The organism is Streptomyces malaysiensis subsp. samsunensis, assembly GCF_024519315.1.
In the GTDB taxonomy this organism is placed as follows: Bacteria; Actinomycetota; Actinomycetes; order Streptomycetales; family Streptomycetaceae; genus Streptomyces; species Streptomyces malaysiensis.
Genome location: NZ_JANIIC010000094.1, coordinates 14,490 through 30,439, shown reverse-complemented (window position 1 = coordinate 30,439; position 15,950 = coordinate 14,490). Strand labels below are relative to the sequence as shown.

The window sequence follows — 15,950 nt, the reverse complement described above, 5'->3', positions numbered from 1 at the left end:
AGCAGGAGCATGGGGCTAGCCGCCGCCGCTTCGAAACGGGATTCGTATGAGTTCCCCGGCCGTGACCCGTCGTTTGAGGCGAGCATCTGGTATGCGACGCTGCTGACACGCGTCCGCGGCCTCCGGTCCGCCGCACGGTTGCTCGCCGGCGAGCAGTCCTATGTCCAGGGACCGCACCGGCCGGAGGTGCAGGCCGCACTGCTGATCTGCGAGGCGGAGATCTCCCTGGCCGGGGGCCAGCTCACCAGGGCGGTGGCGGCTGCTGACGCGGGACTGCGGCTGGCGGCTCAGACTGGGAACCGTGGGCTCTTGCCGCGGGGACACGTGGCCATGGCCGTGTGCTCTATCCGCGCCTCGGACCTGACGACCGGATTGCTGTATGCCAACCACCTGCGGGACGCGGCGCTGCTCGGGCAGGAGAACCTCATCCCGGGACAGTGTGTCTGGGCGGCTGCCCAGGCTCTGGAGGCTCGTGACGGAGTGGAGAGCGTGGCTCATCTCCTGAAGGGCGTTCTCCGTCATGACATGCTCATCCGTGAGTTGTTGGTGTCTCAGCCGGCCGCGGCCCCCTGGCTGGTCAGGGCCGGACAGCGACTCGGCGATGACGATCTCGCCGGGCGCGTCGTCGGCGTCATGCACCGGCTCGCCGTGATGAACCGCAGTTTCCGCAGCGTCCGAGCGTCGGCCGAGCATGCCTCCGGGCTGTACGCACGTGATGCGGATGCCCTGGAGGCTGTGTCTGAGCGGCACTTGGATCCGTGGGCCCGCGCGTCCGCTCTGGAGGACGCGAGCCGGGTGCGTTCGGAGCGTGTCGCCGAACGCGGCCAGGCGGTGGACCTGCTCAGGCGCGCGGCCGGGGCCTATCTGGGCTCGGGGGCCTCCAGGGATCTGGCGCGGGTGCAAAGCCGGCTGCGTGAACTCGACGACCACGGCGGCCGACCGGCCCGTAGCCGGACTCGGATCAGTCAGCTCTGCCCTTGCCGGAAACCTCATCCGTGCAGGTCAAGCTGCATTCCGGTACTCGTGGAGGATGCCGCCGAGGCGATCGTGTCGACGTATGTTGAGGCGGGCTTATGTATCCGGGTCGTCGATCGGTGGGGGCAAGGGGTGTAGCGGTCTGGCGTTGGCGATGCCTTGGTGTGGTCGGTGTCCGTTGTAGAACTGCTCGAACTCGCGCAGGGTGTGGAGGAGATGTCGCTGGTTCCAGATCAACGTCCGGTCCAGGAGCTCGGGGCGACAGGTCTGTATCCACCTTTCAGCGATCGAGTTCGTCCTTGGCATCTGGATGCCGCTGAGCACGACGTCGATCCCCGCGTCGTTGAGGACGGCATCGAACAGTTCGGGGAACTTCCCGTCCCTGTCCCGGATCATGAACCGTGCCCGGCAGCCGAGGTCTTCGAGGTCCATGACGAGGTGCTTCGCCGCTTGCGCTACCCAGGAGGCGCTCGGATGCGCGGTGGCGCCCAGGATCCGGGTCCGGCGGCTGTCGTGTTCGATCACCACGAGTACGTACATCCGTCCCCCGACAGGGTGACTGTTTCCATGAAGTCGCAGGCCAGCAGGGCATCAGCCTGGCCGCGAAGGAAGCTGGCCCAGGTACTGGAGTTCCGCTCGGGTGCTGGGTCGATGTCGGCCTCCTTCAGGATCTCCCAGACGGTGGAGACGCGCCCACGTTCACCCCCAGCACAAGCAGCTCGCCGTGCAGGCGTCGGTACCCCCAGCTCGGGTTCTCCTTCGCCAGCCGCAGCACCAGAATGCGGATCGAACGCACGGTGCGCGGCCGTCCCGGGCGTTTGGGCTGGCAGGAGACGGCATGGTGGCGTGCGACGAGGCTGCGGTGCCAACGCAGTACCGTGTCGGGGCGTACGAGTAGCCGTAGTCTTCGTAGGACGTGCAGTGGCAGCCGGTGCAGCAGCGCCGCCAGGTACGCCCGATCGCTGGGCGTGAACCGGATCTTGTCCTTGCCGAGTTGGCGTTCCAGCACGGTGATCTGGTGGCGCAGGGCGAGGATCTCCGCGTCCTTGTCCCGGTCGGTCATTGGCAGCAGGCGAAGCATCGCGAACGCGTTCGTCACACCCAGGTAAGCCAGTCGCAGCAGCACGATCGATCATCATGACGCGCTGACGGCAGCTGCGCGAGAGCGCCAACTCAAACGACCGCGGCTAGATTTCGGGAAGGCCGATGCACCGGCTCCCACCAGGACGGATGAGGTTTCCGGCAAGGGCAACGTCGCGGAGGTGGCCACCGCACCGTCCAACGCGCCCCGCAGCGGTGCGGAGGCCGCCCTCTCGGACATCTGGGCCGATGTACTCGGCCTCGACGAGGTCGGTGTCCACGATGACTTCCTCGATCTCGGCGGTCACTCGCTGCTGGCCGTGCGGATCACCAACCGGGTCAGGGATGAACGTGGCTTCCCGCTCACCGTCCGCGGGCTCTTCGAGCATCCGACGATCACAGCCACAGTGACCCGATCACCACGGTCCGCGGCCGCAGACGACGGTGCAGCCACGGAGCGGCGAAGGCACCGGCGATCGCGGTCCCGCCGGGCAGCGCCGGCATCACCCCGATCAGCGAGGGCGAGGCACCGAGCTCCTGGGCCCGCACGATCATGACGAGGGTGAGCGCGGACAGAACGAGGTTCACGGCACCGGTCAGGGCCACCAGGGCCCGCATCAGACGCTGGTGCCACAGCCACACCAGCCCCTCGGAGATGTCGGCGAGCAGTCCCCGCCGCCGGTGGTCGACGTCGCTCCGGTTTTGAAGGCCGGGCCGTACGAAGAGCATGGCCAGGAAGCCGAGCACGTAGGACAGCAGGTCCGCGACGAACGGCAGGATGTGGCCGGCGGCGAACAGGGCGCCGCCCAGCGGGCGTCCCGCCAGGTCGGCGCCGAGTTCGCGGGCCTGGTTCTGGGCGACCGCGGTGGGCAGTTGGTGCCGCGGGACGATGTGCGGCAGTGCGGCGGACTCCGCGAGCTGGAAGAACACGAAGCACGCGCCGTCCACGAAGACGACCGCCAACAGGGCCGCCACACTCAGCCTGTCGACCGCGAGCGCCAGTACGACGAGACCGAGCAGCACCGCCCGGACACCGTCGGCCGCCAGCATCACGTGCCTGCGGTCCCAGCGGTCGACCAGTGCCCCCGCGGGCAGGTAGAGCACCAGGAACGGCAAGGTCTGGGCGAACCCCACGAGCCCCGCCTGGAACGGCGAGCCCGTCAGCGCAAGCACCAGGAGCGGGTAGGCGAGCGTCGTGACCCGCATGCCCACGGTCGAGACGACCTGGCCGCTCCACAGCAGCATGAAGTCCCGGTTGCGCCACAGCGGTCGCGCGACGGCCGACGAGGCGAGGCTCTCGCTCATCGCCGGCCGCGTAGGTCGCTCGGCGCCCTGCTGGACCTCGGTATCCCGCTGTCCCCACCGCTCTCCGGATCACGCATTCGCCCAAGCGTGACGTGGCACCGCGGGGCCGTCCATCCCCACCGTCCTGAACTGGACATGACGGCAGCCCGGTCACCCGGCTCCTTGGGGAGAACCCCAGGCGGCCCCGGAAGAGCACATCAGCGCCACGGCGAAGAAATCCATGTGCTCGGGCCACCGGTCGGGTGAGTGCCCGTGACGGTCACGTTCCCGAGGAGGAACCCAAGCAGGGCCGCGACATCAGTCGCTCGACGGCGACTCGCCGCCCACCGAATCGTAGAAGGCACGGATGTGCCGGGCGACGAGCGTCTCGGCCTCGTCGCCCTGGCCCGCCTCGACCGCGGTGAGGATGGCGAGGTGTTCCGCGGTCAGGGAGGCGACGGCGGCGTCCCAGTCGTGTACTCGGGCGAAGGCGGCCAGCATTTCGTTCTTCACCGCGTCACGGAGCGCCTGCATGAGGTCGGCGGCGAGGGCGTTGTGTGATGCGCGGGCGAGCCGGATGTGGAACTCGCTGTCCAATTCATGGAAGCGTTCGTGGTCCAGTCCGGGCCGTGTCATTGCCTCGGTGAGGGAGCGGAGCTGCGTCAACTCCGCGGGGTCGGCCTCGGCCGATGCCTGGCGCACCGCCAGCCGCTCGAGTTCGATGCGTACGTCGACCAGGTCTCCCAGGCGGAACTGTGCCAGTGCCATGTGCAACCGCAGCAGGTTGCTCAGCGCGTCGGTGGACCGGCCGGCGACCGTGGAGCCCGCGTCCCGGCCCGACCCGGTGTGGGCGTCGATGATTCCCATCGCTTCCAGCACCCGCAGTGCCTCGCGCACGCTGTTCCGGCTGACGCCCAGTACCTGGACGAGCTCACGCTCGCTGGGCAGTCGGTCGCCGATCCGTAGCTGTCCGTTGAGGATCCTCTCCTGGATCTGGATCAGCACCTGCTCGTGCGTTCGGACGCGCCTGACGGTCCGCCACTCCGGGTCCGCGCTCACACCCGTCCTCTTCGGTTCATCGTTCCTGTGGTCCGACCACGCTAACACCGCTGTCACGGGGCGCGGCCAGTGGGAGGCCGGCGGCGTCGGGCGGGGTGCGTGGTGCATGTCGATCGTTTTGTGCGTGATGTCGGTGAGAGAAAGCCGGTGACGGACCATTGTCCATGAGGTCAGCCAGCCCTATGGTCCTACCACATAGAGGAAGGACCGCCTTCTCCAGGGGAGCGTGGTGATGACGGCAGTGCAAGAAGAGACGGTTGCCGAGCCGATCCGGGTGATGCTCGCGAAGATCGGTCTGGACGGCCATGACCGGGGTGTGAAGGTGGTCGCGCGCACGTTGCGCGACGCCGGCATGGAGGTCGTCTACACCGGCCTGCACCGCAGACCGGAGCAGGTCGTCGAGGCGGCGGTGCAGGAGGACGTGGACATCCTCGGCATCAGCCTCCTGTCCGGGGCCCACATGCCCATCTTCACGCGGCTCTTCGACTTGCTGGCCCAGCTCGACGAGCCGCACCGGTTCGCCATCGTGGCCGGCGGTGTGATGCCGGACGAGGACGAGACGGAACTGAAGCAGATGGGGGTGGGCGCGGTGCTCGGCCAGGACTCCACTCCTGAGTCGATCGTCGCCGAGATCCGCTCCCTGGCCGGGAGGTGAGCCGATGACCGCGGACACTTCCATGGAGCAGTGGACCTGGCCGCCGCGCTATGACGAGACCTATCGCCCCCCGGAAGGCCAGACGCACTGGCTTCCGCGCCGCGAGACCATGCCCGCCGAACAACGCGAGGAGCTGATCCTCGCCCGCATCCGGCAGATCATGGCGTATGCCTGGGACAACGCCCCCTTCTACCGCCGCAAGTGGGACGAGGCCGGCATCCATCCCTCCGCCATCCGCACCCTCGCCGACTTCGAGAAGGTCCCCGTGGTGCGCAAGGAGGAACTGCGCGCTGACCAGGCCGCCCACGAGCCCTTCGGCAGTTACCTCTGCGTGCCGCCGGACGAGGTCAAGCACATCAACGGAACCTCCGGTACCACCGGTCGTCCCACCGCGTTCGGCATCAGCGAGCGCGACTGGCGCAGCGTCGCCAACGCGCACGCCCGAGTGATGTGGGCGATGGGTATCCGCTCGTCCGACACCGTGCTGGTGGCCTCCCCGCTCAGCCTCTACTGGGGTTCGTGGGGCGCCTACATCGGCGCTGAGCGGCTGGGCGCCCGGGTCTTCCCCTTCGGCGCCGGCGCCCCGGGACAGACGGCACGAACCGTGCGCTGGATCAAGCAGATGGGCGTCACCGTCCTCTACGGCACCCCCTCCTACGCCCTGCACCTGGCCGAGGTGGCCGAGGAGGAGGGGATCGCCCCGGCCTCGCTGGGCTTGCGCGCGATGGTCTTCTCCGGTGAGCCGGGCGCGAGCATCCCCACCATTCGCTCCCGGATCACCGAGACGTTCCAGGTGGGGGTCTATGACTCCGGCAGCATGGCGGAGGCCGCGCCGTGGATGAACCTCGGTGCGGCGGCCGATGAGCCGGGCGTGCTGTGCTGGCAGGATCTCGTCTACACCGAGGTGTGCGACCCGGTCAGCCATCAGCGGCTGCCCTACGGCGCCGAGGGCACCCCGGTCTACACGACGCTGGAGCGCACCAGCCAGCCGATGATCCGGCTGCTCTCGAACGACCTCACCCGCTGGGAGGCACCCTCGGCGGAGCGCGGACGCACTTACCCGTTCCTACCGCGCGGCATCTACGGCCGGATCGACGACATGTTCACGGTCCGTGGCGAGAACGTACATCCCAGCGCCATCGACGAGGTCGTCATGGCGGCCCCCGGCTACGGCGGCGAGCACCGCATCGTCATCAGCCGGGAGTCGGCGATGGACACCCTGGTGGTGCAGGTCGAATACGACCCGCGCCAGCCCGAGGAGTCGCTGCCCGGCTGGGTCGAGCGGATCTCGGGCCGACTGCGCACCGTGCTGGGCGTGGGCGCGCGGGTGGTCCCGGTGCGACAACACACCTTCGACCGTACGGGGTTCAAGGCCCGCCGGGTCATCGACAACCGTGAGCTGCTGCAACGCATGGTCACCGACCCGCCTCCGGGGAGCATCCCGTGACGGCGACGGCGCCGCTGGCCGAACGCGTGTTGCGCGGCGAACAGGGGGCGCTGGCCAGGGCCTTGACGCTGGTGGAGCGGCGTGCCCCCGGCTGCGACGAGGTCGTGGCCGAACTGCACCGCGCGGCCGGCCGAGCCCATGTCATCGGTGTCACGGGCCCGCCCGGCAGTGGCAAGAGCACTCTGGTGGCCGCGATGGCGGCGGAGTACCGCAGAGCGGGGCGCACGGTCGGGATCATCGCCGTCGACCCGTCGAGCGTGTTCACCGGAGGCGCCATCCTCGGCGACCGCATCCGGATGTCCGAACTGGCCGGAGACCGCGGTGTCTTCATCCGCTCCTTCGCCACCCGGGGAGCGCTCGGCGGCCTCGCACGGGTGGCACTGGACGCGGTGACGGTGCTGGACGCCGCCGGCCGGGACGTCGTCGTTCTGGAGACGGTCGGGGTGGGTCAGGCGGAGGTGGATGTCGTCAGCGGTGCGCAGTCGGTGGCGGTGGTGAGCGTGCCCGGCCTCGGCGACGGGGTGCAGGCCATCAAAGCGGGATTGCTGGAGATCGCCGATGTCCATGTGGTCAACAAAGCCGACCGGGAGGGCGCCCACCGAACCGTCTCGGAGCTGCGCGAGATGCTCAGGTTGAGCCGGCGCCGCCCCGGCCAGTGGAACGTACCCGTCGAACAAACCGTCGCGCACAGCGGCGAGGGCGTCCCCGATCTCATCGAGCGCTTCGACGAGCACATGACGTGGATGGCCGGCAACGGCGAGCGCGAGCGGCGTGCCCGGAGGGCCGCCGCCACCCGGATCCGGTGGGCGGCCGAGGAGCTGGTACGCGGTCGGCTGCGCCCCGGCAGCCCCGCCTTCGACGCGGCCGTGGACGAGGTCGCGGGGAAGCGCGACGACCCGGCGGCGGCCGCCCGGCGACTGCTGGAACAGCTGTGAGAACAACGATACGAGGAGCAGCACGTGGCTGACGACAACACCCGCCGATCGGAGAGGGGCATCGCCCGCCTGACCACCGACGCGCTCGCCCGTGCCGTCACCGACGAGCTCGCCGACTGGGAGCGGACCGAGCTGGCCGCCTTCACCGCGCGCCGACCGGAGACCAGGGAAAGCTATCTCTCGGGAAGCGGACTGCCGGTCAGGCGCGTCTACACCCCGGCCGACCTGCCGGCCGACTGGTCCGACATCGGCCTGCCCGGACGCTATCCGTTCACCCGCGGCCCGTACCCCACCATGTACCGGGGCCGCACCTGGACCATGCGGCAGATCGCCGGCTTCGGGCAGGCCGAGGAGACCAACCAGCGCTTCCGCTACCTCATCGCCCAGGGTCAGACCGGTCTGTCCGTCGACTTCGACATGCCCACCCTGATGGGCCTGGACAGCGACGACGCGATGAGCCTCGGCGAGGTCGGCCGCGAGGGCGTGGCCATCGACGTACTGCCCGATATGGAAGCGCTCTTCGAGAGCATCAACCTCGAGGACATCAGCGTCTCGATGACCATCAACCCGTCGGCGTGGATCCTGCTGGCGATGTACGTAGCGGTGGCCGAGCGGCGCGGCTACGACCTGAACAAGCTCTCCGGCACCATCCAGAACGACATCCTGAAGGAGTACGTGGCCCAGAAGGAGTGGATCTTTCCGGTCCGCCCGAGCATGCGCATCGTGCGCGACACCATCGTCTACTGCTCGCAGCACATGGCCCGCTACAACCCGGTCAACATCAGCGGCTACCACATCAGCGAGGCAGGGGCGAACGCCCAGCAGGAGATCGCCTTCACCATGGCGATCACCAAGGCATACGTCGAGGACGTGGTCGCCACCGGTGTGGACGTGGACGCTTTCGCACCCCGGCTGTCCTTCTTCTTCGTCAGCCAGGCCGACATCTTCGAGGAAGTGGCCAAGTTCCGTGCCGTGCGCCGCTACTACGCCAAGATGATGCGCGAGCACTTCGGTGCCCGGAGCCCCGAGTCGATGCGGCTGCGCTTCCACGCACAGACGGCCGCCGCCACGCTCACCAAACCGCAGCCGATGAACAACATCATCCGCACCGCCTTGCAAGCGCTCTCCGCCGTGCTCGGCGGAGCCCAGTCACTGCATACCAACGGCCTCGACGAGGCGTACACCATCCCCAGCGAACAGGCGATGAAGATCGCCCTGCGCACCCAGCAGATCCTCGCCGACGAGACCGGGGTGACCAGCGTCATCGACCCGCTCGGGGGCTCGTACTACGTCGAGAACCTCACCTGCGAGCTGGAGCGCGGTATCGATGACCACATGCGGAAGATCGAGGAGCTGGGAGGGGTGGAGGCCGCCATTGAACAGGGCTTCTTCCAGCGGGAGATCTCCGATACCGCCTACGACTTCGCCCGGCGCAAGGCAAACGGGGACCGTCCTGTCGTCGGCGTGAACAAGTACATCGACGAGGGCGAACCCGAGAAGATCGAGACACATCAGCTCGACCCCGCGTCCGAGGCCCGGCAGATCGCCCGGCTCGAGCAGATCCGCGCCGACCGCGCCCCCGACCGCGCGACCGCGGCCCTGGAACAGCTGCTCGCCGTCGCCAAGGACGACAGCGCCAACCTGATGCCCGCCACCATCGAGGCGGTCAAGGCACATCTGTCCATGGGGGAGATCACCGGAGCGCTGCGCGAGGTCTTCGGCTCATACACCGAAACCCCCGTCTTCTGACGCGCAAGCCAGGTCCCCACACCGACCGTCCTCAGCGTCGAGGAACCGGGAGGGTCCCATGTACCAGCAACTGATCGACCCAGTCGGCTCGAGTCCCGGATGGTCCGCCCTGGTGGCCGCCATACCGCTGCTCGCTCTCTTCACCCTGCTCGGCGTCGTACGCATGCGCGCCTGGCTGGCCGCCCTGTTCGGGCTGTCGCTGACGCTCCTCGTGGCCGTCGTGATGTACGGGATGCCGGCCGGGCAGGCGTTCAACTCGGCTCTGGAGGGCGCCGCGTTCGGGCTCTTCCCGGCCATGTGGATCGTGGTCAACGCCATCTGGATCTACCGGATGGCCGTCACCTCGGGCCACTTCGACGTGGCGCGCCGCGCTTTCGCCAGGGTCAGCGACGACCAGCGGGCGCAGGGCATCATCATCGCCTTCTCCTTCGGCGCGCTGCTGGAGGCGCTGGCCGGGTTCGGCACGCCCGTCGCCATCTGCTCCGTCATGCTGATCGCCGTCGGACTGCCTCCCCTCAAGGCGGCGACGGTCGCCCTCATCGCCAACACCGCGCCGGTGGCCTATGGTGCCGTCGGCCTGCCCGTCATCACCCTGGCCCGGGTGACCGGGCTACCGCTCGGCGACCTGAGTGCGATGACCGGCCGCCAAGTCCCGGTGCTCGCCCTCTTCGTGCCACTGGCGCTCTTGGTCGTCCTCGACGGCCGACGCGGGGTGCGCGAGGCGTGGCCGGCGGCGCTGACCTGCGGCGTGAGCTTCGCGGCCGTGCAGTACCTCATGGCCAACCACGGGCCCATGGAGCTCACGGACGTCGCCGCCGCCTTGGTCTCGGCGGGGGCCGTGCTGTTGCTTCTGCGAGTGTGGCGGCCACGTGAGGGCACGTCCCAGGAGGCCACACCACACCTGGCGGATGATTCCACGGGCACGGACGGGGACGGAGGCGGCGAGAGCGCCGGGCTCGGCACCGCCGTCCGAACCGAGGCCCCGCCACAGCAGCCGGACACCCGAACCGAAGTAGTCCGCGCCTTCGCCCCGTACGCGGTCATCATCGCGCTGTTCTCGGTGGTGTCCGTGTCCGCGGTCAGGGACGCGCTCGCCCGGACCACCGCGTTCTTCGCCTGGCCCGGCCCGCACATCGCCTCGCCCGACGGGAAACCGCTCGCGCTCGTCCAGTTCAAGTTCGACTGGCTGGCGGGCGGTGGCACCGTGCTGCTTGTCGCCGGCCTGGTCACGGCGGTGGTGCTGCGCGTCCCGATGCGGCAGGCAGCCACGGCTTACGGGCATACGCTGCGCCAGCTACGCACGGCCGCGGTGACCGTGACCGCGGTGCTGGCACTGGCGTACGTCATGAACGCCTCCGGGCAGACGGCCACGATGGGCGCCCTCCTGGCCCGTGCCGGGAGTCTGTTCCCGCTCCTGTCACCGGTGCTGGGCTGGTTCGGCACCGCGGTCACCGGCTCGGACACCTCATCCAACTCGCTGTTCGGCGCCCTACAGGTGAGTGCGGCCGAAGGCTCCGGGCACGCGCCCGTGCTCACCGCCGCCGCGAACACCTCCGGCGGCGTACTCGGCAAGATGATCAGCCCCCAGAACCTGGCCATCGGCGCCGCCGCCGTCGGGCTCGCCGGCCGGGAGGGCGAACTGTTCCGCCGCGTACTGGCCGCCACGGCGGTCTTCGTCCCCTTCCTCTGCGTGCTCGTCTACCTGCAATCCACGCCCCTGCTCTCCTGGATGGTGCCCTGACGATGACCGACCCGCCCCTCGCCCGCCTGACCGCCTGCGGCGATGTGGAGGAGGCCAACGCCGCCATCGGCGCGGCCATCTCCACCAACTCGATGGAAGCCGAACACGACACCCTGCTGGGCACCGTCCAGCGGGACCTCCTCGACCTCGCCGCCGACCTCGCCGACCCGCGGTCGACCCGGCTGAACCCGGCAGCTCACCGACGCCTCGAGAGCGCGCGGCAGCAGTACGCCCCGTCGGCCCCTGCTCCGCCCGGCAGCCACGTCCTGGCCGGCAGGAACGATGCCGCGGGCCTGCTGCGCCTTGCCCGGGCCGTCACCCGGCGCGCGGAGCGCTCGGTGCGGATCCTCGCAGCCACGGAACCGGAACGCGTGCCGTCCTCGGCCGCCGCCTATCTGAGCGCCCTGGCCGCACTGCTGTCGGCCGTGGCCTTGCGAGTGGACCGGGAAGACCCCGGAAACCTGGCGATGGGGGCGTGCGGGGACCGACCGCCCAGGGCCCGTCCGGCATAGCGTCGACGAGAATCTCGGGGCAGGTGGGCGTTGGCTGATCCCGGGCTCGATCAGGGCAGCCGTGTTGTGTGACCGATGCCCGGGTCAGTGGCCGATTCCGCCCGTCGATCGAAGACTACCCGGGGCAACTGAGCCCGCATGGCAAGGCGAGCTCGCTCGCCCTCGTCGCAACCGTGCGCTGCCGCCCGCCCTCGTGGCCCACCCCGACTTCGGCCCGGTCGGTGTGCGCTCGGGCGACAATGTCGGTGTGGAACTTCGTCAGATCGAATACTTCGTCGCAGTCGCTGAGGAGAGTAGCTTCACGCGTGCCGCGGAGCGGTCGCAGGTGTCACAGTCCGGTCTCTCCGCGGCGATCCGCAGTCTGGAGCGCGAGCTGGGATCCTCTCTCTTTCACCGCACCACGCGCAGCGTGCAACTGTCGCGGGCGGGCATGGCGCTCCTGCCCAAGGCGCGGGAGATGCTGAGGCTGGCCACGGCCGGCCGTGATGCCGTCGCGGCCACCACGGCGGGGTTGCAGGGATTCTTGCGGCTCGGTGCCGAGCAGTGCCTCGGCGTCATCGACCCGCCGGCGCTGCTGGAGAGGTTCAAGCGCCGGGAGCCCGGCATCGACATCGCCTTCACACAGGCGGGCAGCGCCTTTCTTCTGCGCCAGCTGCGCGAGGAGCAGCTGGACATCGCCTTCGTCGCACGGCCGGAGTCCTCCCGGCGCGGTGACGACCTGCACTGGATCCAGCTGTCTCAACAGGGTCTGGTGCTGCTCTCTGCGCGATAGCGACGCGCCCCGCACTCGTCGCCTCACCGCACGTAGCAGTGTTCCTCGAGCTCACCGCCGAAGAGGCAGGACCCCTCCGGGATTAAGAAGCGGTGCTTCTCAGTGCAATGACAAGCTCCTGTTGGACTGCTGAATCAAACCCGCGCACCATGGAGGACGCCAAGAGCCCGCTTCGGCGGAGCGTCCCTTCTGCCACCGTGACACGGAGAACATCATGAATTACGTCGCAGACCCCTCCCGCTACGAGGGCTCGATGCACTACCGCCGCACTGGACGCTCCGGGCTCGACCTCCCCGCCCTCTCGCTGGGCTACTGGCACAACTTCGGCGACGACATGCCGTTCGAGAGCCAGCGGCAGATCGCGTTGCGGGCCTTCGACCTCGGCATCACCCACCACGACCTGGCCAACAACTACGGCCCGCCCTACGGTGCGGCCGAAATCAACTTCGGCAAGATCCTCAAGCGGGACCTGAGCCCGTATCGGGACGAGCTCGTCGTGTCCACCAAGGCCGGATGGGACATGTGGCCGGGCCCCTACGGGCAGGGCGGTGGCTCCCGCAAGTACGTACTCGCCTCCCTCGACCAGTCCCTGAAGCGCATGGGTCTGGAGTACGTCGACATCTTCTACTCGCACCGCCTCGACGCCTCCACCCCGCTGGAGGAGACCATGACGGCGCTGGACACCGCGGTGCGACAAGGCAAGGCCCTCTACGTCGGTATATCCTCTTATGACGCGGAACGCTCCCGGCGCGCTGCGGCCATCCTCCGTGACCTGGGCACTCCGCTGCTGATCCACCAGCCCTCCTACAACATGCTCAACCGTTGGATCGAGACCGAGGGCCTGCTGGACGCCGCGGCCGAGGAAGGCTTCGGTGTCATCGGGTTCACCGCGCTCGCGCAGGGCCTGCTCACCGATCGCTACCTCAACGGTGTCCCCGACGGCTCGCGCGCCACCCAGGACAAGTCCTTCGACAGCGACTGGCTCAACGCGGACACCCTCCAGCGGCTGCGCGCGCTCAACGACATCGCCTCCCAGCGGGGGCAGACGCTGGCCCAAATGGCGCTCGCCTGGGCACTGCGCGACGATCGCGTCACCTCCCTGGTCATCGGTGCCTCCCGCGTCGAGCAGTTGGAGCAGAACGTCGCGGCACTGGGCAACCTCTCCTTCACCGACGACGAGCTCGCCGCCATCGACAAGCAGGCGACGGTGCGGGACAGCGTCGATCTGTGGCAGCGGGCCCGCACCGGCGGCCTCGGCTGAACCTGTCCATCGTCGGCGAAGTACTCAGCCCCGGTGCCGCGCCGCGCTGCCGCAGTGACGGCGGTGCGACGCTCGCCGGGGACTTTCTCGCGTCATGGTCAGGCGCCCCCTGGGCCCCGCCGCCTGCCGGATTCGCTGAGCGCCCGTAGACCCTGGATGAGCAGGTGCAGGCCGAATTCGAAGTGGGCCGTGAAGTCGGTGCCGGTGAGGGTGGGCAAGGCGGCGACGAGGTGCGGGAACGGCCCGGATGCCACGGCCTGGCGCAGGCGTTCGGGGTCCGCGTCCGCTTCGTCGCCGGGCCGGAGGGCGGCCTGTTCCTCCAGGGTGTGACCGACCGTGAAGTTGGCCACCGCCATCAGGGCGCGGGCCGCGTCCTCATCGGCGAAGCCCGCCTCGCGCAGCACGCCGGTCACGGTTTCGGAGAAGCGCAGGGTGTGCGCCCCCGTCGAGTGCGTACCGGCGAATACGCGAGCGCCGTCGCGGTGGGTGAGCAGGGCCGTGCGCATCGCTCGGGCGAGGTCGGCCAGGCGCTCATCCCAGTCGCTGTTCTCGCGGGGTGCGGAGATGTCGGCCAGCATCCGTTCGGCCATCGCGGTCAGCAGGTCCTGCTTGGTGGCGAAGTGGCGGTACAGCGCCCCGGCCTGCACACCCAGGGAGTCGGCCAGGCGGCGCATGGTCAGGTCGTCGAGGCCGAGGGAGTCCAGCAGTTGCAGGGCGGTGTCGACGGTGCTCGACCGGTCCAGCCGGGCGGGCCGGCCTCGGCCGGGACTTGACGTGGAACTCATGGGCCGCACTATAGTGAACAGCGTTCTCGTGAACGTTGTTCACTAAATGGAGGGCCCCGCCTATGCATGCCGACGTGATCGTCGTCGGTGCCGGACCGACCGGCCTGATGCTCGCCTGCGAGCTGGCGCTGGCAGGCGTCCGCACGCGGATCATCGAGCGGCGCACCGAGCCGCAGCGAGACTCCCGTGCGCTGACCCTGCATCCGCGCAGTGTGGAACTGATGGACCTGCGCGGTCTCGCGCCCCGATTCCTCGCGCTCGGCCGTACGGTGCCGGGCTGGCACTTCGCGGGCCTGGACACCCGGCTCGATTTCGCCGCGCTCGACAGCCGCCACGGCTACACCCTGTTCCTCCCCCAGGCGCGTACCGAATTCCTGCTCCAGGACCGGGCGTTGGAGCTGGGGGTGGAGATCGCCCGCGGCTATGAGAGCACCGGTCTCCGCCAGGATACGGACGGCGTCGAGGTGCAGGTCCGCGGACCGGGCGGCCGCGCGGAGACCCTGCACGCGCGGTATGTCGTCGGGTGCGACGGCGGTCGCAGCGGGGTGCGCGAGGCCGCCGGTATCGCCTTCCCGGGCGCGGACGAGACCTTGACCGGCGTACTCGGGGACTTCGCGGTGGTCGACGCCGATCCGACCGCGCTCGACCGGGCGCGGGCGCGCGGTGTGCTGGTGGCACCCTTGGACGGCGGACTGACCCGCCTGGTGTATCTGGATCCGGAGCGGATGCGTACCCCGAGCGGTGTGCCCGTGTCCTTGGGGGAATTCCGTACGTCGCTGACCCGGATCTGCGGCTCCGACCTCGGGGTCGCCGAATCGCGGTGGCTGTCGCGCTTCGGCAACGCCACCCGTCTCGCGGACAGCTACCGGCGCGGGCGCGTGCTCCTGGCGGGCGACGCCGCCCACATCCATTTCCCCGCGGCCGGCCAAGGGCTGAACACCGGTCTCCAGGACGCCATGAACCTGGGGTGGAAACTGGCCGCCGAGATAAACGGCTGGGCGCCGCCCGGTCTGCTGGACGGCTACGACGCCGAGCGCCGGCCGGTCGGGCGAGCCGTCACCGAGAACACCGAGGTGCAGACCCTGCTCGCGGAGTTGACGCTCGTCCCGCAGTACAGCCGCCCCACCGCCGCCCTGCGCGGCCTGCTGGACGAACTGCTGGGCATGCCGGAGGTCAATCGCCGGATCGCCGGCCAGGTTTCCGCACTCGACACCAGCTACTCGGCCAGCGACGCCCACGCCGCCCACCCGTTGGTGGGCCGACGGATGCCCGACATCGGACTCATCGACGCCTCGTCGACGGCGACACGGGCCTACGAGCTGTTCTCCCGGGGCCACTTCGTCCTCCTCGGCCTCGCCGGAGACGCCGGCTTGGGGCAGACCGTCGACGCCGGATGGGACTCGCGGGTCACCGCCGCCACCGTCGCCCGGCACGACGGCCATCCGGAACTGGACGGGGTCACCGAGGTGCTTGTCCGCCCCGACGGGCACATCGCCTGGGCCACTCGTACCACTGAGCCGGACGCCCGGCGCGCCGAGCGGGCCACCGCCCTCGCCGCCTGGGCCGGTACAACGCGAGGGATGGCGACGCGGTGACCGTGACCCCAACTGTCCGGTCAGGCCGCCTCGGACGGCGGGGGACAGCCGGTCGGACCACGTGGCCAGGCGGCACAGATCGCCCGCAATCTCGGCGCGG

12 protein-coding genes and 3 pseudogenes are annotated in these 15,950 nt (G+C 69.6%); 11 read left to right on the top strand and 4 right to left on the bottom strand.

All coding sequences use genetic code 11. The features are described from left to right. Positions 1-1,113: hypothetical protein (locus NQU54_RS44375; protein WP_257635981.1), on the top strand; the 1,113-nt coding region annotated here is incomplete at its 5' end. On the opposite strand, the pseudogene NQU54_RS44370 reads toward NQU54_RS44375, so the two are convergent. After that, a pseudogene (locus NQU54_RS44370) lies at positions 1,003-2,101 on the bottom strand (integrase core domain-containing protein). The gene NQU54_RS44375 and the pseudogene NQU54_RS44370 sit on opposite strands and share 111 nt — an antisense overlap. 136 nt (positions 2,102-2,237) lie before the next feature. Here NQU54_RS44370 and NQU54_RS50415 point away from each other — a divergent pair. Continuing rightward, positions 2,238-2,405: pseudogene (locus NQU54_RS50415) on the top strand (phosphopantetheine-binding protein); the annotation flags it as partial. Positions 2,406-2,451: 46 nt separating this feature from the next. Here NQU54_RS50415 and NQU54_RS44360 read toward each other — a convergent pair. Both NQU54_RS44360 and NQU54_RS44355 read right to left on the bottom strand, forming a co-directional pair. Next, positions 2,452-3,369, bottom strand: a pseudogene (locus tag NQU54_RS44360) (MFS transporter); the annotation flags it as partial. Positions 3,370-3,657: 288 nt separating this feature from the next. Next, positions 3,658-4,398, bottom strand: a complete 741-nt coding sequence (locus NQU54_RS44355) for a FadR/GntR family transcriptional regulator (RefSeq protein ID WP_257635977.1) — start codon at positions 4,396-4,398, stop codon at positions 3,658-3,660. A 232-nt stretch (positions 4,399-4,630) separates the two neighbouring features. On the opposite strand from NQU54_RS44355, the gene NQU54_RS44350 reads away from it, so the two are divergent. The 8 genes from NQU54_RS44350 to mgrA all read left to right on the top strand — a co-directional run bounded on the left by NQU54_RS44350 (position 4,631) and on the right by mgrA (position 13,470). Then, positions 4,631-5,053 (top strand): cobalamin B12-binding domain-containing protein, encoded by a 423-nt coding sequence (locus tag NQU54_RS44350; RefSeq protein WP_257635976.1) that lies wholly within the window; start codon positions 4,631-4,633, stop codon positions 5,051-5,053. 4 nt (positions 5,054-5,057) lie between these two features. Then, positions 5,058-6,500, top strand: a complete 1,443-nt coding sequence (locus tag NQU54_RS44345) for a phenylacetate--CoA ligase family protein (protein WP_257635975.1) — start codon at positions 5,058-5,060, stop codon at positions 6,498-6,500. Next, positions 6,497-7,435, top strand: a complete 939-nt coding sequence (gene meaB / locus NQU54_RS44340; RefSeq protein ID WP_257635974.1) for a methylmalonyl Co-A mutase-associated GTPase MeaB — start codon at positions 6,497-6,499, stop codon at positions 7,433-7,435. Before NQU54_RS44345 ends, meaB begins: the two co-directional genes overlap by 4 nt. Positions 7,436-7,459: 24 nt before the next feature. Further along, complete coding sequence (locus tag NQU54_RS44335) at positions 7,460-9,184, top strand: methylmalonyl-CoA mutase family protein (RefSeq protein WP_257635973.1); 1,725 nt, start codon at positions 7,460-7,462, stop codon at positions 9,182-9,184. A 58-nt stretch (positions 9,185-9,242) separates the two neighbouring features. Beyond that, positions 9,243-10,925, top strand: a complete 1,683-nt coding sequence (locus NQU54_RS44330) for an L-lactate permease (RefSeq protein ID WP_257635972.1) — start codon at positions 9,243-9,245, stop codon at positions 10,923-10,925. 2 nt (positions 10,926-10,927) lie between these two features. Further along, a complete protein-coding gene (locus tag NQU54_RS44325) occupies positions 10,928-11,437 on the top strand; it encodes an ATP:cob(I)alamin adenosyltransferase (protein WP_257635971.1) in 510 nt (169 codons plus the stop codon). 193 nt (positions 11,438-11,630) lie between these two features. Then, positions 11,631-12,209 carry a LysR family transcriptional regulator gene (locus NQU54_RS44320; RefSeq protein WP_257635970.1) on the top strand — a complete coding sequence of 193 codons (579 nt, stop codon included), beginning with the start codon at positions 11,631-11,633 and terminating at the stop codon, positions 12,207-12,209. A 214-nt stretch (positions 12,210-12,423) separates the two neighbouring features. Then, a complete protein-coding gene (gene mgrA / locus NQU54_RS44315) occupies positions 12,424-13,470 on the top strand; it encodes an L-glyceraldehyde 3-phosphate reductase (RefSeq protein ID WP_102934047.1) in 1,047 nt (348 codons plus the stop codon). Positions 13,471-13,568: 98 nt separating this feature from the next. Here the strand turns inward: mgrA and NQU54_RS44310 are convergent, their stop codons facing one another. After that, on the bottom strand, positions 13,569-14,255 hold the full coding sequence (locus NQU54_RS44310) for a TetR/AcrR family transcriptional regulator (protein ID WP_257635969.1): 687 nt from the start codon (positions 14,253-14,255) through the stop codon (positions 13,569-13,571). A 62-nt stretch (positions 14,256-14,317) separates the two neighbouring features. Here NQU54_RS44310 and NQU54_RS44305 point away from each other — a divergent pair, with 62 nt between their 5' ends. Beyond that, positions 14,318-15,850 (top strand): monooxygenase, encoded by a 1,533-nt coding sequence (locus tag NQU54_RS44305; protein ID WP_257635968.1) that lies wholly within the window; start codon positions 14,318-14,320, stop codon positions 15,848-15,850. Positions 15,851-15,950: the final 100 nt, after the last annotated feature.

Bases quoted from the DNA above. Each gene is read 5' to 3' on its own strand.
- NQU54_RS44350 (WP_257635976.1), top strand. From the start codon at position 4,631: ATGACGGCAGTGCAAGAAGAGACGGTTGCCGAGCCGATCCGGGTGATG.
- NQU54_RS44345 (WP_257635975.1), top strand. From the start codon at position 5,058: ATGACCGCGGACACTTCCATGGAGCAGTGGACCTGGCCGCCGCGCTAT.
- NQU54_RS44330 (WP_257635972.1), top strand. From the start codon at position 9,243: ATGTACCAGCAACTGATCGACCCAGTCGGCTCGAGTCCCGGATGGTCC.
- NQU54_RS44325 (WP_257635971.1), top strand. From the start codon at position 10,928: ATGACCGACCCGCCCCTCGCCCGCCTGACCGCCTGCGGCGATGTGGAG.
- mgrA (WP_102934047.1), top strand. From the start codon at position 12,424: ATGAATTACGTCGCAGACCCCTCCCGCTACGAGGGCTCGATGCACTAC.
- NQU54_RS44310 (WP_257635969.1), bottom strand. From the start codon at position 14,255: ATGAGTTCCACGTCAAGTCCCGGCCGAGGCCGGCCCGCCCGGCTGGAC.
- NQU54_RS44305 (WP_257635968.1), top strand. From the start codon at position 14,318: ATGCATGCCGACGTGATCGTCGTCGGTGCCGGACCGACCGGCCTGATG.